18 protein-coding genes are annotated in these 17,846 nt (G+C 53.2%); 11 read left to right on the forward strand and 7 right to left on the reverse strand.

Annotated features, from left to right (window positions below; translation table 11 throughout):
* Nucleotides 1–167 precede the first annotated feature (167 nt).
* Nucleotides 168–668: an Hsp20/alpha crystallin family protein gene (locus AC2FI8_RS04830; RefSeq protein ID WP_496768377.1), complete on the forward strand. Its 501-nt coding sequence runs from the start codon at nt 168–170 to the stop codon at nt 666–668.
* Between the two features lie 150 nt (nt 669–818).
* Nucleotides 819–2,393, forward strand: a complete 1,575-nt coding sequence (locus tag AC2FI8_RS04835) for a trypsin-like peptidase domain-containing protein (RefSeq protein WP_496777517.1) — start codon at nt 819–821, stop codon at nt 2,391–2,393.
* Between the two features lie 9 nt (nt 2,394–2,402).
* On the opposite strand, the gene AC2FI8_RS04840 is transcribed toward AC2FI8_RS04835, so the two are convergent.
* Nucleotides 2,403–4,019 carry an MFS transporter gene (locus AC2FI8_RS04840; RefSeq protein WP_496777519.1) on the reverse strand — a complete coding sequence of 539 codons (1,617 nt, stop codon included), beginning with the start codon at nt 4,017–4,019 and terminating at the stop codon, nt 2,403–2,405.
* Between the two features lie 48 nt (nt 4,020–4,067).
* Complete coding sequence (locus tag AC2FI8_RS04845) at nt 4,068–5,288, reverse strand: APC family permease (RefSeq protein ID WP_496777522.1); 1,221 nt, start codon at nt 5,286–5,288, stop codon at nt 4,068–4,070.
* A gap of 263 nt (nt 5,289–5,551) precedes the next feature.
* Between AC2FI8_RS04845 and AC2FI8_RS04850 the strand changes: the two genes are divergently transcribed.
* The 3 genes from AC2FI8_RS04850 (at nt 5,552) to AC2FI8_RS04860 (ending at nt 7,073) form a co-directional block, all read left to right on the forward strand.
* Nucleotides 5,552–6,022 (forward strand): c-type cytochrome, encoded by a 471-nt coding sequence (locus tag AC2FI8_RS04850; RefSeq protein WP_496768385.1) that lies wholly within the window; start codon nt 5,552–5,554, stop codon nt 6,020–6,022.
* Nucleotides 6,023–6,155: 133 nt separating this feature from the next.
* Nucleotides 6,156–6,605 (forward strand): phasin family protein, encoded by a 450-nt coding sequence (locus AC2FI8_RS04855; protein ID WP_496768399.1) that lies wholly within the window; start codon nt 6,156–6,158, stop codon nt 6,603–6,605.
* A 60-nt stretch (nt 6,606–6,665) separates the two neighbouring features.
* Entirely contained in the window at nt 6,666–7,073 is a 408-nt protein-coding gene (locus AC2FI8_RS04860) for a universal stress protein (RefSeq protein ID WP_496777524.1), read from the forward strand.
* 199 nt (nt 7,074–7,272) lie between these two features.
* On the opposite strand, the gene AC2FI8_RS04865 is transcribed toward AC2FI8_RS04860, so the two are convergent.
* The gene (locus AC2FI8_RS04865; RefSeq protein ID WP_496768405.1) at nt 7,273–8,547 is read right to left on the reverse strand and encodes an adenylate/guanylate cyclase domain-containing protein; all 1,275 of its coding nucleotides are present in this window, start codon (nt 8,545–8,547) and stop codon (nt 7,273–7,275) included.
* A gap of 572 nt (nt 8,548–9,119) precedes the next feature.
* On the opposite strand from AC2FI8_RS04865, the gene AC2FI8_RS04870 reads away from it, so the two are divergent.
* Nucleotides 9,120–10,352 (forward strand): flavin-containing monooxygenase, encoded by a 1,233-nt coding sequence (locus tag AC2FI8_RS04870; protein ID WP_496777526.1) that lies wholly within the window; start codon nt 9,120–9,122, stop codon nt 10,350–10,352.
* Nucleotides 10,353–10,407: 55 nt separating this feature from the next.
* On the opposite strand, the gene AC2FI8_RS04875 is transcribed toward AC2FI8_RS04870, so the two are convergent.
* Complete coding sequence (locus tag AC2FI8_RS04875) at nt 10,408–11,280, reverse strand: LysR family transcriptional regulator (protein WP_496777528.1); 873 nt, start codon at nt 11,278–11,280, stop codon at nt 10,408–10,410.
* 162 nt (nt 11,281–11,442) lie between these two features.
* Here AC2FI8_RS04875 and AC2FI8_RS04880 point away from each other — a divergent pair, with 162 nt between their 5' ends.
* The 5 genes from AC2FI8_RS04880 (at nt 11,443) to AC2FI8_RS04900 (ending at nt 14,615) form a co-directional block, all read left to right on the forward strand.
* Nucleotides 11,443–11,874 carry a GFA family protein gene (locus AC2FI8_RS04880; protein ID WP_496777531.1) on the forward strand — a complete coding sequence of 144 codons (432 nt, stop codon included), beginning with the start codon at nt 11,443–11,445 and terminating at the stop codon, nt 11,872–11,874.
* Nucleotides 11,875–11,905: 31 nt separating this feature from the next.
* Nucleotides 11,906–12,100 (forward strand): DUF1059 domain-containing protein, encoded by a 195-nt coding sequence (locus tag AC2FI8_RS04885; protein WP_496777533.1) that lies wholly within the window; start codon nt 11,906–11,908, stop codon nt 12,098–12,100.
* A 246-nt stretch (nt 12,101–12,346) separates the two neighbouring features.
* Nucleotides 12,347–12,967: a DUF1326 domain-containing protein gene (locus AC2FI8_RS04890; protein ID WP_496740217.1), complete on the forward strand. Its 621-nt coding sequence runs from the start codon at nt 12,347–12,349 to the stop codon at nt 12,965–12,967.
* A 28-nt stretch (nt 12,968–12,995) separates the two neighbouring features.
* A complete protein-coding gene (locus AC2FI8_RS04895) occupies nt 12,996–13,766 on the forward strand; it encodes a DUF2182 domain-containing protein (protein ID WP_496777535.1) in 771 nt (256 codons plus the stop codon).
* A gap of 174 nt (nt 13,767–13,940) precedes the next feature.
* A complete protein-coding gene (locus AC2FI8_RS04900; protein ID WP_496777538.1) occupies nt 13,941–14,615 on the forward strand; it encodes a class I SAM-dependent methyltransferase in 675 nt (224 codons plus the stop codon).
* 247 nt (nt 14,616–14,862) lie between these two features.
* Here AC2FI8_RS04900 and AC2FI8_RS04905 read toward each other — a convergent pair whose 3' ends face one another.
* From AC2FI8_RS04905 to AC2FI8_RS04915, 3 genes are all read right to left on the reverse strand, one after another.
* Nucleotides 14,863–15,660, reverse strand: coding sequence for a GNAT family N-acetyltransferase (locus tag AC2FI8_RS04905; protein ID WP_496723839.1), 798 nt, complete (start codon nt 15,658–15,660; stop codon nt 14,863–14,865).
* A 371-nt stretch (nt 15,661–16,031) separates the two neighbouring features.
* Entirely contained in the window at nt 16,032–17,447 is a 1,416-nt protein-coding gene (locus AC2FI8_RS04910; protein WP_496777540.1) for an FAD-binding oxidoreductase, read from the reverse strand.
* 117 nt (nt 17,448–17,564) lie between these two features.
* Nucleotides 17,565–17,822: a DUF4242 domain-containing protein gene (locus AC2FI8_RS04915; RefSeq protein ID WP_058283661.1), complete on the reverse strand. Its 258-nt coding sequence runs from the start codon at nt 17,820–17,822 to the stop codon at nt 17,565–17,567.
* Nucleotides 17,823–17,846: the final 24 nt, after the last annotated feature.

Below are 17,846 nucleotides of genomic sequence, written 5' to 3' on the forward strand. Positions count from 1 at the left end.
CGTATGACTGGTAATACGCCTTGTTTCATTTCAGAATGCCGATACGGTCGGGATGTCTCTTGACGCGATACCGAGGACACTTGGTTGCGCAAGATCAAGGCAACTAGATGCATCTTTTGCCATAATGCAGCCTCCCCCCAATCGCACCAAAGGAGGAGGATCAGAAAATGCTTGAAGACAAAAAACCACAACTGTTTGCTGGAACACATCCGCTCTCTGATAATTTTCGACGCGAAATGGAATCCATGATGTCGCGCTTTTTCGGGGGCGCAGCGCCATTCCTGCCGCTGGAAACAGCCGCGCAACGCACGGGCTTCCCGTCGTTGGACATGACGGGTGCGATTTCGCCGGCGATTGACATCCACGAAACGGATACAGCGATCGTTCTCACGGCTGAATTGCCGGGTCTCGAAGAAGACGACGTCGAAGTCGAAATCAAAGGCCGCAGATTGACCCTGCGAGGCCAGAAGAAGGTCACACATGATGACACGGGCGATCTGCGCGTTAGCGAGAGAAGCTTTGGCAGTTTCACCCGGACAATGACGCTGCCTGATGCAGTCGATATCGAGGAGATTTCCGCTGCGTTCGACAAAGGTGTCCTGCACGTCACGATGCCGAAAACCGAACCTCAGGATCCCAGCCGGAAGATTAAGGTCTCATCGAAATAGGCGCAATGGAGGCGCACGCGCAACCATCATGGTCCGGGCAGCATGCGCGGACCCTTGGTGTTCTTAAAACGAGCACATTATTGCCCACCATAGCGGTTTCACTGCTGGGCATGATAATGTGCCAATAGCGCTAGAGAACTGAGATGGACGATGCGGACGCCTGACAAAAGCGATGTGGAAAGTGAAACGGGCGATGTCCGTGCATTTCTGGAGAGCTTGACGGGGCCGTCCCGCGGAACCGTTACCTGGCTTGTCGGCAACGCTTTGGCTGCTTCGGTGGGTCCTGATCGTATCCTGAAGTTCAGGCGAAAAGAGGATTTGGCCCCGCATGACGAAGACGTGGCGACCATTCAGTGGTCGCAAGGCGGTTACGCGCTAAACGCGTTGCCTGGCCGGGATATTTGGGTCAATGGTCAAAAAACTGCTTCGGCAGTTCTTGGGCATGGCGACATGATTGAGTTCGGTGAAGAGGGGCCCATGTCGCGCTACAGGGTGTGTGACCACTCATTCCCTGCACATCACACGGTCGAAGACATAATAAGTGACGCTTATGTGTATGCGCACTCCAGCCGACGACCCTTGGCCAGAAAAATGTCCGGTGCGCTGCGCGAAGGCGGGCGTCGGCTGACATCACAAACCACGGTTTTGTTCAGGGTTACCGTTATCGGTGTGCTTCTTCTGATCTTTGCCTTTGGCTATTTGCTTTTTCAGAACGACCGGAAGCTGGCGGACAGCCTTAAACAGGAGTCTCTCAAGATCGAGGCGGTTGCTGTCATGCTTACGCAGACGCGAGAAGATGCACTGACGGCGGATGATCTGGTGGCGCTCAGAGAAGCGTTTGACAACCAGGTGATTTCCACCGAGCAGCGCCTTGGCACTTTGGAAGAACGCGCTGGTGCGTCAAGGCGAGTTATCACAGCCTCGACGCGATCTATTGCCTTTATCCAGGGTGCTTACGGATTGCGACAGACCGAAAGCGGCAAATTGCTGCGGCATGTGCTTGGCCCGGACGGGGAGAAACTAAAAACTCCATTCGGAAAACCATGGATTGAGCCAGATGCGGCAGGCGCGCCAGCAGAATTTCAGTTCACTGGAACCGGGTTTCTATTGCAGGACACCTCTCTTTTGGTGACCAACCGTCATGTCGCCTTGCCCTGGACGACCGGGGATTGGGCGCAGGCCCTGAAGGCAGCAGGGCTTGAAGCCGAGATACTTAGCCTGCTGGCTTATCTTCCAGAACAATCCAAGCCAATGGAAGCGGTATTGCTTAGGGCAAGCAAAACGGCCGATCTGGCGCTTCTGTCCGTTGATGCGAACCGTGTTCAAGGGCTTGGACTTTCACTGGCACCTCACCCGACGCGAGCAGGTGAAGAAGTTTTCTTGCTTGGATTTCCGACTGGCCTTAAGGCCTTGATTGTGCAGGCTGGGCCGGATTTTCTGAAAACGCTTGAGAGAGACGGCGCCGTCGATTTCTGGACTATTGCAAAACACCTTTCAGAGCAGAACAAGATCAGGCCTCTGGCCAGCCGGGGGATCGTCGCCCAGACCAGTGCCGGTGCAGTCGTCTATGATGCTGAAACCACAACCGGCGGAAGCGGCGGACCTGCCCTGAACCGAAATGGCGAGGTGGTTGCTATCAATGCCGCGATCTTACCCGAATTTGGCGGCTCGAATATTGGCGTTCCGGTGTCACACCTCAAGATACTTCTCGATGAAAGCGATTGATCCGCATATTCAATCGCGCGTCTGATAAGGCGAGTTTTGCACAAGAAAAACCACAGCCGGTGGGATGATGACAGAGATCAAGCCCACGGTAATCAGCAAGTTCCCTAAGTGGCTATAGTCAGCGACGGAGGCAACGGTACCCGTTCTGGGATCGGTAACCGCGCGGGTAACGGTAAAGATCTGATTCAGGTATTTTGCACCGAGACTGCTTGCTGACAATGCCATGTTGGTGAACGACGCCATGACCGCAAAAAAGGTAGCCTTCAGATGTGTTGGGGCGTTGCGCGCGATCCAAGCCAACATTGGGACCATCGCGATCTGACCCAGCGGTGACTCAACGGCTGTGTCAAGAATGGCGATAAACCTTGCATCCACGACCCCACCTGTGCGCGCGGCCGTCCATTCATGCACCCCATAGTACAACGCAAGGTTCGGAAGGGCCAGCACACCGGCGGCGATCGTGAGTAACACTACAACCTGCGCAATCGAACGACTTGCCATAAACGGCCTGAGGATAATCAGGCCAAGCAGAGCAAGTAGTGAGGTCAGAAGCGCTAGAATGGCCAGGAACTGTTCGTCAAACCCAAGCTCGTCGATCTCGAACCAGGTCAGGCCCGGTCCTGGCAAGGGAACTGCTCGAAAAACGAAAATGATAGTTGCTGTCCCGATCAGAACTTTGGCCTGTTTCGCCTCCAGCTCTCTCAGCAAACGCGACATGAGGTAGAGAATGACCGTGAGCGACACCGCAAAAACGGTCTCTTGCGCGAAGGCAAAATTTGCGGTTCCCAACACTATGCTGAGAACAACAAACGCAAGCCCGCCCAGCAGTATCGGCCACCTTACTTCGGTGGTTTGATCTGGTCTGTGCAGAAGGTGTCCTCGGCGAACGAGGCGACGCTGTATCAGAGCGTGAAGAACCACTCCACTGACAGACAACAGTGGGATAGCCAGGGCAATGAGATAGACCCGACCGTAGAGAACCAAACTATCGGCTTGCTCCAGATTTTCCGCCCCCGAAAAAATCCAGATGTTAACCGCGGCGACCCCTGCAAACCCGGATATGATCGCAATCCTGCCGAGGGTCTGCATGGTGGTGTGCCGGGCACGAACTTCGTCCTGAATAAACGCGCGTCCGTCTCGGTCCGATTGCGGCACTGCTTCGACTGTCATGGCGTCAGCAACGACATCCTGAATGGCATAACCTGAAGGAGCCAACATCAAGGCAACGACGTACCAATTCTCAAGTGGCATAATGCCGGCCATTTGGTCAGGCGCAGCCACAAGCCTGTACATGATGAGCAATGACGTCGTGATAAGGGATGCGCCAACGACAATCAGCAGGGATTTCCAGCGCCAGAACAGATCAACAAGATGACCCAGCGGCATTTTTAGAATCCACGGCAACCCGGCCCAGAATGCCAATCCCGCAACAGAAGCGGCGGATAGATTCAGATAGTCTTTAAGAAAAAACGCACCGACGACGGATGTTAGTCCCGAAACCCCGGCCGCAAAGTAAACCATCAATGGTGGCAAGTAAGACCATTGCAATTGTGCGACCAGATCAACGAAAGTCCGGTGCCACCAGCCTGAAATCCGCCTTCCAATTGTTGATCGGTCAGTGTTCATGCGTCAGTCGGACCCCGTTCTGATGACCCTGTGCTGTCGGTTTTCCTCTCAGAGAAATCCGGCGCCAAAAAGCAGAGCGCTGGTCAGCACCCCAAGGATTGGCACAACAAGAGGTACGCGGAAATGTTCCCGAGTTGACCCTGGCCGGGACTTCAGCAATATCAGCGAGATGTTGACCAAAACAAACACTCCCAAAACGATCTGGGATGTGCGTTCCGCTAGTATGCCGATTGGCAGAGTTTGCGTCAGCAGAAGGATTATCGCAACTACCAACAGGGTTGCGACGACCGGTGTTTGGGTAACCTGCGGGACAGTCGCCAGTATTTTCGGAAGATGATCCCGGTCGGCAAGACCATAGATCACCCGCGACGCCATAATCATCTGGATCAAGACGCCATTGACTGTTGCAACAACCGCGACTGCGGCGAACCCTTGTTTGATTACTTCGGGTGCGTCGAAGAAAACCAGCGTGAGTGGGGCGGCCGAGGTCGACAAGGTATCGATAGGAACAACGAGCAGGACCGTGATCGAGGTCGCTAGATACAAACCCGTCGCCAGAACGAGCGTCAAAAGGATAGCCTTTGGAATTGTGTGGGTTGGGTCTTTTACCTCTTCCGCGACGTTTGCCATGTCCTCAAAGCCGACAAAGGCAAAAAAAGCCAGCAGAGATGCCGCCATAATACCGCGCCAGGTACTGAGCTCGAGCCCCGGAATCATCTCACTAATTTCATGGCCTTGCGGTTCCTGCACAGACATGCCCCAGCCAATCACAAAAAGAAGCCCCGCGATCTCGATGACCGTGATCACGGCTGCCACAAATACCGATTGTGTAATGCCCCAGAGTGCAATCAGCCCCATGACCGACACAACGCAGATCGTAAGCAATGCGGTGCCAAGCCCCGTCAGGGTGTGAAGGTATGAGGCCGCCCCAATCGCAACAGCGGAGGCTGAAATAACCCCAGACGCAGCAACGGCAAGACCGATTAGAACCGCCATCCAGCCCCTTTGAAATCCCGCTTCAACGTATGCCGCTTCACCCGCGCTTACGGGATAGCGTGTCGCGAGTTCGGCGTACGACAAAGCCGTCAGCGAAACGACGAGCGCTGCAACAAGAAACGAAACTGCAGCATAAGGGCCCGCGGCCTCGGCGGTTGCGCCGACGAGCACATAAATTCCCGCACCGACGGTAACACCGAGCCCATATAATGTAAGCAACGGGGTGGTGAGAGAACGTCGGAGTTTAGGGGACGGTGGATCAACTGTATGCATTCACCTCACTCCTTGATGGGCAATTGCCGGGTTACCGAAGCTGTGCCGCAAACAAGCACCCCGATTATAAACCAAGGGCTCATCACCGCTCATGCCGAGCTCCTTCTGAAACATTCATACTTTGATATGTAATTCTTTATTTGGCATTGATCTATATCATCAGGCGCTAAGACTGATCAGAGAGGCGGATTCGAATGCTGCGACCGTCGTTTCGTGATGGTTTTTCCCAGCTGGTACTCAAAGGTTGAATATGAGCGAGATCAATGAAGCATTCATTCGATATCGCGTATTTTCAACTCGAAATGCTGATCTCGGAGGAGGAACAGATGCTAGTTTGTCGCGGACTTCTTTTGTCAATATTTGCTGCAAGTGCTGCACTGGCGCAGGATATTGACCTTCAAAATGGGCACGATCTCTACAGAACTTATTGTTGGCAATGCCATGGTTTCGAGGCCACAGGAGATGGTCCAATGGCGGAGATGCTGGCGATAAGGACACCCGATCTGACGAGGCTCGCGGCCCAAAACGACGGTGTTTTTCCGATTGAGGCGGTGGCGCGTCAAATTGATGGTCGCGCACCATTGCTCGCGCATGGCGGAGAAATGCCCATTTTTGGAACAGCTTTGGACTCGGACCAAAAAGTTGCGCTGACCATGCCTGATGGCCAGCCGATGTTCGCAGGTGTGCCGTTGGCAAATGTGATTTACTATCTGGAGTCTATTCAAATCGAGTAGTTTGGTACAAATGCCGCCATTAGATTGTAGAGCACCACTGCCCACGTTTGTTGACGCCGGTTGATCTACATTAAGGTTATTTTCTACGGGAATTGGTAACATTCAGCATTGGGAAGATGAGGAGGAATCTCCGATGCCTGAAGAGAAGCCAAAATCAAGTTACTCCAACCCACTTGTCGATATTTTCAAGCAGATGCAGCCGTCTACTTCAGCCAATCCGTTTTTAGACGCTCAGCTTGAGCAATTCTGGGACACGCAGGAGAAGTCACTGAAAGAGGCAGAGGCCTTTGCTCAACATTGGTTTGAGAGGCGTCACGAGGCTGTGCGAACCGCGCTGGAAGCTGCGCGCTCGGCGTCTGCTGTAGACCCGACTGATCCGGCGAAAGCGCTGCAATCCATAGCAGAGTGGCAGAAGCACTCAGCCGAACGCCTTGTGGCTGACGCTCAGGAATGGTTCGAAACAGTTGCCCGATGTGCAGTATATGCAGCGGAAACCGAAGCCGAAGCTGTAGAAAAGACAATAGATGATGTCGCAAGTACAGCAAAGAAAGCGGGTAAGTCTTCGAAATCAGAACCGGTTTAGTGTGCCGCATCACTGCGGAGGCCGGAAAGATCGTAGCTGGAGCAATGGAAGGTAGCTAATATGTATAAAAACATTCTGGTACCAGTCGCGCTGGACAAAGATCATGATACACAGGCCTCATTTGAAGCTGCTCGTTTGCTGGCGAATGCAAATGCGGAATTCACAGTGCTCCATGTGCAGGAACCGATCCCTGCATATGTGGCATCCCAGATACCCGAGGAAGTTCTGGCAAACACGCGAAAAGAGCTTCAGGAAGGCTTACATCGGAACGCTGCAGAGCTACCGGGCGCGAAACCGCGGCTTATCTCGGGGAGCGCTGGCCGAGCGATCGTTGATTTCGCAAATGAAAACAAAATCGATTGCATAGTGCTGGCCTCACACAAGCCGGGAATCGAGAACATATTTATTGGGTCGACTGCGAACCGGGTCGTTCACCACGCTAATTGTTCTGTCCATGTGGTCCGCTGAACCGGTTTCTGGTAAGCGCCGCACGTCGATTTAGCGTCGTGGATGAGTCGACTTTCCAGATCCCAGTTATTTTACGATCATCACACGCTGCATGAACATGTGGAAATGGAAGGCGTTGATAAGCTCAATGAGTGGGTCCGACTGAATGGATTGCGAAAGTTGAATTCAGGGGAATGGCAAAGCCATGAGCAAATACTTACTATTTCGGTATGTAGGTCCAAACGCCGATCTTTCCGCGTCTTCCTCTCAAATCTTGCACTCCGGCGGGAACCAATCTTTTGATTAAAGATTGCCCGATCTTGTCCGTCGGATCTATTGCCTCGATCAATAAATCGCTAACCACCAAAGAGGCTTTTAGTTTCCGGGACAGCTGCTCAAGCCTGCTTGCGACGTTCACGGTATCGCCGATGACACTGTATTCAAGACGGCGTTGGTTTCCGATGTCACCTGAGATAACGGGACCGAAGTGGATGCCAATCCCAATGCGTACCGGAGGAAGCCTTTCGGCACTCCTGTCACGGTTCCAGATGCTCAATGCCTCAAACATGTCAAAGGCGCATTGAAGTGCCTTTCTGGCGTCGTTCTCACTGGCCTCTGGTGTCCCGAAGGTCGCCATCAGCCCGTCGCCCAGATATTTGTCCAGTGTGCCTCCGTTCTCGAAAACTGCCTTGCCCAACCTGTCATGATACCCGCGTAAGAAATCAACGACATCGCTAGGGGCGTCGTTCTCGCACATGGAGGTAAACCCGATGATGTCAACAAACATGACAGCGACGTCTTGTTCACGCGCATCGCCAAAGCTGTCCTCGGCACTACTGAGACGGTCCACAACGTTTGGCGAAAAGTAGCGTGCAAGATTGGAGCGTGACCGCTCCGTACGAATTCGACTTTCTACAAGCCGCCGAGAGCGACGTACCAAGGCGGCGAGGCCAGCAGTAACAAGCAAGCAAACGATGATCTCTTGAGCCCAAAATCCCAGAAAGATGAAATTCGGATCAGAGCGCGCCATCAAAAAGTCCTCCACAGTGCGCTCACTAAGATCGAGGTTGGTATAGGCGCCAGGTTGGCTCACAAACCAAACCAGCATTCCTGTGCGCGCTGTAACGATGCAAAAACCGCACCAGAGAACCAGGCTTGGGCGAAAGCTGAATGCTGCCTGCATCAGGAAGAGATAGAAATAGGTGAACTGGCTTCCATTCATCAGGATCGCAGGTGGTAAATTGTATTCAGCGAAAGGGTTTGGAGTGCTGGAGATGAAAGCCAGCAAAGCACAGTCGATGGCAACGAAGACATAGTTCATTACACTGGCATTCGCGCTATGCTTGGCTGAAAAGTACTGCAAGATTCCAAGCACCGCGAATACTGCAACCTGAGAAATATCGTAGAGAAAGCTGGCACCGCGGCTTTGTGTGTCTATCGCAACCCAGATCAAAACAATACAAAGTGCTGTGGTTCGAACCTTCGCGGCCAGCAAAAGACCCTGCTGCTCTGCCTCGGCAAATCTGTCTTCGTTGCGACGCGTCAGCCGTCCTTGCGCGCGCTCTACAGCTGTACGATCAGCCGTTACGGGTTTCTGAAGATGCGTCACACCGCTTCCCTCCGATATCGAACAGCATAGCGGTCGTCGTCACGGACTAGAAGCGGAGTACATCTGGCTGCGGTTTGAGAACAGGACATTCGCCGCAGTGCGATATCTGGGTAGTTTGGGCTGAGGCTGTGTGAAAACTCCGGCCCACCAACTCTCTTGTCGAGCTCGTTTTCAGCGCCTGTGTAAATTGCTCTCTCAGAAGCGCGGAAGAACGCACATAAAGGGTATTTTCGACATATTTCGCCAACCGGTCAGAGTTTTCACACAGCCTCGGCTCATCGCAGACCTCGGAGCAAGTGCGGCAAGCACCCCGCCTCACATAATACTACCACCGAGGACGGCCCAAAGCCGCCATTTGCGCCAGCGGCATCGAAGGTCTAGTTCGAGCCCTGAGCGGACATTGATACATTGAAGCAACTAGCTGTCGCCGATAGAGTTTCATAGAGAGGTTTGCTGTTATGTACACCCTGATTGACACTGTGGTTGTGGGCGGAGGTCAAGCTGGTCTTTCCGTTAGCTGGCACTTAAAGCAGGCTGGCCTTGATCACGTTGTTTTGGACCGCGGGCAGATTGGCGATACATGGCGTAACCGTTGGGACTCGTTCTTCCTTGTCTCTCCTAACAAACTCTGCCGACTTCCAGGTTTCCATTACGATGGGGATGATCCCGATGGTTTCATGCTCCGCGATGAGATCGTCAAGTACATCGAAGACTATGCGAGCAGTTTTGGTCCGCCCTATCGAGGGGGCGTCGAGGTGGCTAGAATCGAGGCAAGTGCAGGACCGGGTCGGTTCAAACTAACCATATCAGATGGCGAAATCAGAGCGCAGAACTTGATCGTCACCGTCGGCACGCATCAACACCCGAATATACCAAGTTGGCATTACGATCTGCCCGAAAGGGTTACTGGCATACATACGTGTATCTATCGCAACTCAGCGAGCCTACCGGATGGTGCGGTATTCATTATTGGAAGTGGTCAGTCAGGGTGTCAGGTCGCTGAGGACCTGCACTTATCCGGGCGCGACGTACATCTCGCAGTGGGCAGTGCTGGCCGCATCCCACGTCGCTATAGGGGTCGCGACATTTTTGAATGGGACTTGGCGACTGGGTACATGAACATGGCGGTAAAGGACCATCCCAAAGGGACAGCTATCCGGTTCAAAGCCCATCCACATCTCTCAGGGCGAGAGGGTGGTCGTATTATTGATCTGCGCCAGATGGCGCTCGACGGGGTCAAACTACACAGCAAGGTTGAGGGTGTTCAAGACGGGTGTCTGATTTTGGCGGGCGGACTTGAAGAGACGCTCAAGGCAGTGGACGATGTGTGTCGCGCGGAAATGGAGAGCATCGACACGTTTGTTGCAGAGAATGGACTCGATGATCCCAAGGAAATTGTTGTCCCGATCAACTGGCAGCCCAAACCTGAACCACCGTTCTTCGACTTGGCTGCAGCAAATTTTTCAACCGTCATATACGCAACTGGGTTTCACCGCGATTTTGGATGGATCGACTTGCCAGTCTTCGATGAGACTGGCTATCCGCTATATGAGCGAGGTGCTACGGATATAGCAGGCCTGTACTTCTGCGGACTGCATTGGATGCATACACAAGGGTCTGGCCTGTTTTATGGCGTGGGCGAGGACGCGGAGTACGTAGTTGATCACTTGATTTCTACTTCGAACAAATAAGCTACGCGACAGCCTCGAGCCTAGCTTGGATCGAAGGTTTCCAACTGTAACAAGATCAGCTTTTGGACGTGTGTCTCGATACGGCTTGTGATTGCGCTTTAAGCCAATTGACGAACACCTTAGCCTCGGGACGCTGAAATTCTGCTTGAGTCTGGATGTAATAGACGCCGAAGAGTGGCTCAGAGAACAACTCAATCATTCGACCAGTTGACAGATCGTCCTCGAAAAAAGCTCTGGCAGAATACGTGATACCGTCACCCCGGCGAACCGCAGTCATGATCAGGTTCCCCGGCATGTGATTTATGGTCAATGGCTCGGGAGGTACGACCCCATGATAGGTGAACCAGTCGGCCGCCTCGTTGGTGCCCAGTTCCTGCAACCAGGGAAGCTTCGTTAAAGAGGCCGGGTCACGCAGATCTTGGCCTTCCACCAGTGAAGGTGCTCCGATCACGACCATGTCGGAAACAAGGACGGTATCCTCTTCTTTTCTTGGCATGCGTCTATCGTGATACCGAATGGCGACGTCGATACCACCTGGCTTTATCTGAACCAGCTCCGAGGTTGGGTTCAGCATCAAAGTGATCTCTGGATGTTGTCGTTGAAACTCTGCCATTCTTGGCAATAGCCACTCTACTGCGAATGCGGGTGACATGGTCACTTGAACGGGACGGTGCGCTGCATGTTCCGCCAGTCGTTCGACACCCCTTCCGATAATTTCGAAGCCGATACCCAGTTCACGTGCAAGAATGATGCCTGGCTCTGTCAATTCAATGCTGCGCCCACGTCTGGCAACGAGAGCTACACCCAAATGCCTTTCCAACGATTTCACCTGCTGGCTGACAGCCGCTTGGGTTACGTTCAAGTGTTCAGCCGCGACGGTGTAACTCCCTGCTTCCGCAACCGCTGAGAAGGCGCGCAAAGCGTTCATCGGGGGAAGGTGCAACCAATCCATACTGTAGATTTTCTAATGTTTTGTTAGACTATTTGACTCGCATGATATCGGTTTTCTTGACAGTATTCATATCGAAATCTGTTTATAAGCCCCAAGAAAAGTAGGTATAGGCTTCATCACGGATGTCAGCCTAGCCGCATGCCGGGAGATCTTGATACGATGGAAAAAATTCAAGGTGGATGCTACTGTGGTGCGGTTCGATACCAGATCGCGACACCACCTGTCTGGTCGGGACATTGCCATTGTCGTTCATGCCAAATGGCCCTTGGCGGTGCCTTTGTAACTTGGGCTAAGGTAGCCGCCGAAGACTTCGCCGTTATCAAAGGCGAAATCCAACACATTGAGAAAACTCCGGGTATTCGCCGCGGATTTTGTCGGGACTGTGGAACGACGTTGACCTATGCCGCCCTAAATGAAGTTGAGGGCCAAGACTGGAGTGCTGACGCGTGGTTTTCTGCTGTGACGTTGGACGACCCATCGATTACTCAGCCAAAAGCCCATGTCTTCGTTTCGCATCAGCAGCCATGGATAAAACTCGACGACGGGCTGCCGACGTTTCTTGAGTTCTAACCAACTTTCCGAGCGCACGGAGGAGAAAGCGATGAACACTGCATACTCATATGCCTGCAAGGATTGCGAGGGCATGGAAGCCTGCCCAGGTAAAATACTTGCTGCGACCAAGGACGAAGTCTGGAAGCTCATGGAACTGCACGCGGTGGTCGCCCATGGAGAGGACCCCAGCTCGTGGGACGCCGACACTCGGGCATACTTGGAAACATTGATTAAGCCAGCTTGATAAGATCAGTGGGGCTTCGACGCCCAACGAGATATCGGCCTTGAACTTCGATTTGGATCGCTTGGTGACGAATGGCGACTTTGTTAAGAAGGACCGACATGGGCTGCCAACCAGCTAATCATGCAAGCTGTAGGGATAGGCAGCTCTGAGCCCTGAGGAGACATGGTTAACCTTCTGGTTGATTGGTGAAAAGCAGCCTTTCTGCTAAAATGCAGCCGTGGAAAATGTGGGATGGGAGGAGAAATCATGTCTTGGAATGTTTCAGGAGAACTCGTCGAAACCTGCAGTTGCAACATGCTTTGCCCATGCTGGTTTGGACAGGCCGACCTTATGCTCATGGACCAGGGGTATTGCGCAACATCCCTGTTGATACGCGTTCGCGAGGGCTCTCATGAAGGCGTGGAGCTTTCCGGTCAGAACGCGATTGTCTCGTTTCATTTCCCCGGGCCGACTCTATTCGACGCGAACGGCACCGGACGAGTTTATATTGACGAAAACGCCAGCGATGCACAGGCAGCGGCATTGGAGACCATCTTGCAGGGTGCGTCCGGCGGCGGCATGGAAGTACCAGCAAGCCTGTTGTCGACCTGGCTTCCGACCAAACGCGCCGGGATCAGCGTGACAGAGGCTGAAAGCGAACTAACGGCAAGCGTGGCCGGTGTGGGCGAGATGAAATCCCGCCGTCTGGTCAATGACCTCGGCAACAAGATGAAACTGCAGAACGCCGCGTTCAGCCTCGCCTTCGGTCATGAGGGGCATGAAGGTGATCTGGCTCCTAGTGACGGCACCACCTGGAACGACGCGGATATGCCCGTGACCTGGACAGGCCGGTCGGGTGTGGTCGGACAAGTCGTCTGGGCCGGCTGAGGCCGGGCTGGACCGTCAGGCCATCATAATGAATGCTGTAGGAGTCGCACGACGGGATCGGGTGCTGGTGTTGGCAGCCTTAGTAGCGCTCTCTGCGCTGGCGTGGGCCTATACAATTTACCTCGGGCGAGGTTCGACCTCGATGACGTTGGTCGGTGACGTGGCCATGCCGATGATGATGCGGTGGTCAGCCGCGGACTTTGTCTTCATGCTTATGATGTGGGCGGTGATGATGTTTGCGATGATGCTGCCTTCAATCACACCCGCCGTAATGATCTACGAACGGGTGCGCGCGAAGCGGGAAGACGCAGGGCGCCCCTTTGTGCCAACGGGCAGCTTTGTGGCAGGGTATCTGTTGGTTTGGCTGGGGTTCTCGCTGGCGGCCACTGTATTGAATTGGTGGCTGCACGCGGGCGACGCGCTTTCCTCCATGATGGGGAGGGTTGCCCCGACCGTGGGCGGCGTGATGCTTATATTCGCCGGGTTGTTCCAATGGACGCCACTCAAGAACGCTTGCCTGGAGCATTGCCGCTCGCCCATGAGTTTTCTGACGGCTCATTGGCAAGAGGGAACCCTGGGTGCCGCGAAGATGGGGCTTCACCACGGGGTCTACTGTCTTGGCTGCTGCTGGATGCTGATGGTGCTATTGTTTGTGTTGGGCGTCATGAACCTGCCGTGGGTTGCCGTTCTTACAATCGTAGTCGTGGCGGAAAAGACGTTGCCATTCGGGCGGATTCTGAGTCGAGGATTGGGCGTGGTTTTGATTGTCTGGGGCGGGTGGCTCGTCACGCTCGCCTGAGTAAACGTTGGTGCATTCACAGGCTGGATAAATGCCACCGTAGAGCGATCTTCAACACGTCACCGGGCAAGCAATTTCTGCGGGAGTTTAAGTTCCGCTCCGAACCCAAAGCGGAAATAGGGGAACTGGTGTGCTAATCTGTTGCAAGACCATTCAGATTTGCTGGAGTTGGCCATGACACACATCGAACACCTAAAAACAATATGCGAACTTGAAGGGCTTCAGGTCGTCGATGTTGGTGCGGGTGACGGCGTCTATTCGCGAGACTTGTACGCTGCAGGAGCCAAAGTCATCGCAATAGAAATCGATCCGGGCAAAGTTGCTAAGGCCAAAGAAAATTTACCAAAAAACATCGACGTCAGGCTTGGGGCTGCTGAAGACCTACCTCTCGAATCGGGTTCACAGGACCTAGCGTGTTTGTTCTTCTCTCTTCATCACATTCCAGTGGAGGTTCAGCACAACGCTTTCACTGAAATTCACCGCGTTCTTGGAAACAGTGGGCGGTTGCACATCGTGGAGCCCTATCCTTATGGAACAATGTTTGAGGTCATTCGATTGGTAGAAGATGAAACCCTCGTTCGATCTCATTCACACGAAACACTTAGCCACTTGGACGGAGTAGACGGATTTTGGCTGGAAAACAAAAGAGATTACGTCCTTACTCGTGAGTACCCGACTTTCGACGCGTTCCTAAAAAAGATTGTTTGGCCGGATCCAGATCGTTCTAGAGCTTATGCAAAGGTTTCTTCCGACATGGAAGATACATTCAATCGGTCAGTCGAGATCCTTGATGGACAGATCGTGTTACACCAGCCGTGCGCGGCATACCACTTTATCGTTTCAAATTAGCGGCTGTCGTACCGTGAGATCCAGCTCCGTATAGCAATTTCGCCCACAAAGCGATCCTTGGAGATTTTTTCATGAAATCATGGACGCGGCCTTGGATTCGGCAAAGCAATTGGCCAGTAACCTCCGGCAAGCAGCTGCAACTAGCCCAATGCAGACTAGAGTTCGTCCTATCTTAGTTTTTCAAGAAGTTTCAGTCAGGTTCGCGCGAGTGTCGTTGATATACCGCGACAACAAACTTCCGAATGGCTCACTTGGTCAACCGATCTTCCGAGTATACATTCGGGTCGATAATCGCGACTATGTCGCTGCCGCTATCCTCCAAGCCAAGTCTTTCGCACAACCGTGCTGATGCAACGTTGCCCGGAGCAATGCCTGTCTTGAACCCAGTTGCGCCAAGCTTTTCATGAGAGTGTATCATAGCTTTGGCTCCCAAGACTTTTGCTACACCTTCGCCCATGCGTTCAGGCTTGGTCGAAAGTTGCCCCCATTGAGCGCGACGATGCAGCCTACTGCTGGGCGGATGGCACAGAACTGAGCCCGCGGTTGCAACGGGAGCACCTGAGCTGTCAAAGACGACCATCGCAAATCCGGGGCGAGACAATCCGCGCATAACCGGCCCTATTGGCGGTAGAACACCGTGGCTCATTGCGACTTCTGCGAAAGCTTCAAGCCATTCTGGCGGAGAGTCTCGATCAATCACACGTACGGTCAAATCCTCGGGCAACGCCCGTGTGGCAATTATTTTCCGAGCAATGTCAACACAGTTCAGCCCGCCAAGATAACAAGCTATTGTGTCGGTTTTTAATCCCTGACTTTCAATGACTTCTCGCGTCTTTGCCACCTCCTGACGCGGTATGCTTTCTATCGCCGTGATGCCGAGTATTCGAGCCATTGCAACGGCATCATCCAAAGCCCCGCTGTACTCGTTGGCAATTTGAATACCGCGCCCATGGCTACAAAATCGAGGGTCATCACCCAATAGCTGGATAAGATGCTCACCCATGGTCGACATGCGTCGCTGTGCATCACTTCCAAATACTTCCATAGGTTATCCTTTGGGCCGCCGCAAAATGGTTCGACGATGATCGTTTGATATGAGTTGCGTCGTCAAGCGCACGTCAGACGCGAGACCGCGACGAAAAGAGAGTTATTGGTCTAGGGCGAATGTCAACTATGTCCGCAGTGCGGTTACTCACGACAATTCGACGAACGACCGCACCGAGCCCAAAGCGGACACATATTGAATTTCTTGGCCGTATCTACAGAAACCACAACCCATAGGTTGCATGATTACCAGCGCGATCGTCGCTTGGATGCTCCACTTGGCTTGAAAACTAGCCAACTAGAAATGCGGCGCGACGCCAAGGCAAAATTCTCAACATCAATCTGGATCAGTTTATGCAGTTCTGAATTCCATCAAGCAGGCAAGATATTGTGGTTAACCCTGAACAAGTTGGTGGGGTCATAACTACGCTTTATCTTAGACAGTTTCTCGCCATTCTCGCCATACGCTCCGGTCATGTGGTCTGCTTCGTCTTCCGGCATGAAATTGACATAGGCACTACCGCTCGCATGCGGTTGCATCTGGTCGTATAGCTTGCGCGCCCATTCGATACATTGAGCATCCTTGCTGGGGTCCTCCCAACGCGTGTGAACATTCATGATGAAGTGAGCAGATCTTTGGGGATAAGCGGTTGAACCGGCCTCGACGCGCGCCATTGCTCCGCCCACATGGGCAATAAAAACTTCACACGCGGGGTCAGGAAGGCTGGAAATCGCTTCCAAGAGTCCTGAGATTGCATCCGAAGAAAGCGCATCGAAATCATGGCTCTTCCTGTAATTTCTGGCGCCTGGCGTCAACAAAGGATCAAAAGCGGCCTGCCAGTCTACGAATTTGTGAGGAGATATCACATCGGCGATTGGGTCACCTAGCGCGCGTAATGCTGCCATGGCTTTTTCACCTTCCTCCATCGGCCCGCTATAGCAGGCTGCAAAGACCAGCACCTCTCGTCCATGCCACTCAGCTGGCAGAAACGGTAGAGGAGGCGCTTTCCGCATCACGCTCCAGACGGTCAGCTCATCCGGGGAATTGTCTGCAATCGTAGCAAATTCAGCGAGGAGCTCTGGCGCATTTTCTATCGGATGAACTATGAGGCCGGACAGGACATCGGGTCCTAGCTCATGCAGTTGGAATTCAAATGAGGTTACGACACCGAAGTTTCCACCCCCACCGCGGATAGCCCAGAAAAGTTCAGGGTGACTTGTAGGGGATGCAGTTACAATAGCTCCGTCCGCAGTCACGACTTCCGCTGAGAGCAGGTTGTCGATCGTCATGCCAAATTTCCGAGTGGTCCATCCAAAGCCGCCGCCAAGAGTGAGGCCCGCGATGCCCGTGGTTGAGTTGATGCCAACGGGAACGGCAAGCCCATGGGCCTGTGTTTCGCGATCCACATCTCCAAGCAGTGCTCCCGGCGCAACCCGAGCGGTCTTGTTGACAGGGTCGACGTGAACAGATCGCATCTGGGACAGATCGAGCATCACAGTTTCATCTGCGACAGCGTGCCCAGCAATCTGATGCCCACCTGACCGAACTGACATAACGAGGTCGGTCTCTCGCACGAAATTCACTGCCTTCTGCACATCGCTTGCCCCCAGAGCGCGGATCACGAAACCTGGGTAACGTTCGAACATGCTGTTCCACGTTGTTCTTGCGTCTTCGTATTCCGGGGTGCCTTTCTGGTAGACCCCGCCGCGAAGTGATGCATCAAGAGCGTCCAAGGTGTCTTGATGCACAATAGCTGTACTTCCGTCGAGTGTTTTCAGGTCAAACATGCGTAAGCCTCCCAATAGTCAGGTCAGGCTTCTTGCAGGGCTGCCTCAGCTAATTGCTATTTCCGTCGCGTTGTCTCGCGAAGTCGTTTCATTGAGTTGGGAAAAAATGGCTGCCGGTCAGGCGAATATTGCCGGATCAATCCGATCCACGGGTGTTATGACATCGGCAGGAATATTCAGGCGCTCAGCCGCCTTCCTGAGGCTCTCCTCATCAGGGGCTTCGTACAAGCAGTATGTTTTGCGCTTATCTGCACTTAGAAATGAAAATATCCATTCAACGCCGACTTCGTCATTGATTTCTTTGATGTGAATTTTGTCATCATCGCTGACGTTTAGTTGCTCGGCAAAGTTTCGTTCAATTATGTACCTAGGCATAAAGTCCCCCAAATAATTCAAGTG

Source organism: Ruegeria sp. CDSB029, assembly GCF_059611125.1.

Coding starts and splice junctions, on each gene's coding strand:
- AC2FI8_RS04830 (WP_496768377.1), top strand. CDS start 168: ATGCTTGAAGACAAAAAACCACAACTGTTTGCTGGAACACATCCGCTC.
- AC2FI8_RS04835 (WP_496777517.1), top strand. CDS start 819: ATGCGGACGCCTGACAAAAGCGATGTGGAAAGTGAAACGGGCGATGTC.
- AC2FI8_RS04840 (WP_496777519.1), bottom strand. CDS start 4,019: ATGAACACTGACCGATCAACAATTGGAAGGCGGATTTCAGGCTGGTGG.
- AC2FI8_RS04845 (WP_496777522.1), bottom strand. CDS start 5,288: ATGCATACAGTTGATCCACCGTCCCCTAAACTCCGACGTTCTCTCACC.
- AC2FI8_RS04850 (WP_496768385.1), top strand. CDS start 5,552: ATGAAGCATTCATTCGATATCGCGTATTTTCAACTCGAAATGCTGATC.
- AC2FI8_RS04855 (WP_496768399.1), top strand. CDS start 6,156: ATGCCTGAAGAGAAGCCAAAATCAAGTTACTCCAACCCACTTGTCGAT.
- AC2FI8_RS04860 (WP_496777524.1), top strand. CDS start 6,666: ATGTATAAAAACATTCTGGTACCAGTCGCGCTGGACAAAGATCATGAT.
- AC2FI8_RS04870 (WP_496777526.1), top strand. CDS start 9,120: ATGTACACCCTGATTGACACTGTGGTTGTGGGCGGAGGTCAAGCTGGT.
- AC2FI8_RS04875 (WP_496777528.1), bottom strand. CDS start 11,280: ATGAACGCTTTGCGCGCCTTCTCAGCGGTTGCGGAAGCAGGGAGTTAC.
- AC2FI8_RS04880 (WP_496777531.1), top strand. CDS start 11,443: ATGCCGGGAGATCTTGATACGATGGAAAAAATTCAAGGTGGATGCTAC.
- AC2FI8_RS04885 (WP_496777533.1), top strand. CDS start 11,906: ATGAACACTGCATACTCATATGCCTGCAAGGATTGCGAGGGCATGGAA.
- AC2FI8_RS04890 (WP_496740217.1), top strand. CDS start 12,347: ATGTCTTGGAATGTTTCAGGAGAACTCGTCGAAACCTGCAGTTGCAAC.
- AC2FI8_RS04895 (WP_496777535.1), top strand. CDS start 12,996: ATGAATGCTGTAGGAGTCGCACGACGGGATCGGGTGCTGGTGTTGGCA.
- AC2FI8_RS04900 (WP_496777538.1), top strand. CDS start 13,941: ATGACACACATCGAACACCTAAAAACAATATGCGAACTTGAAGGGCTT.
- AC2FI8_RS04905 (WP_496723839.1), bottom strand. CDS start 15,660: ATGGAAGTATTTGGAAGTGATGCACAGCGACGCATGTCGACCATGGGT.
- AC2FI8_RS04910 (WP_496777540.1), bottom strand. CDS start 17,447: ATGTTTGACCTGAAAACACTCGACGGAAGTACAGCTATTGTGCATCAA.
- AC2FI8_RS04915 (WP_058283661.1), bottom strand. CDS start 17,822: ATGCCTAGGTACATAATTGAACGAAACTTTGCCGAGCAACTAAACGTC.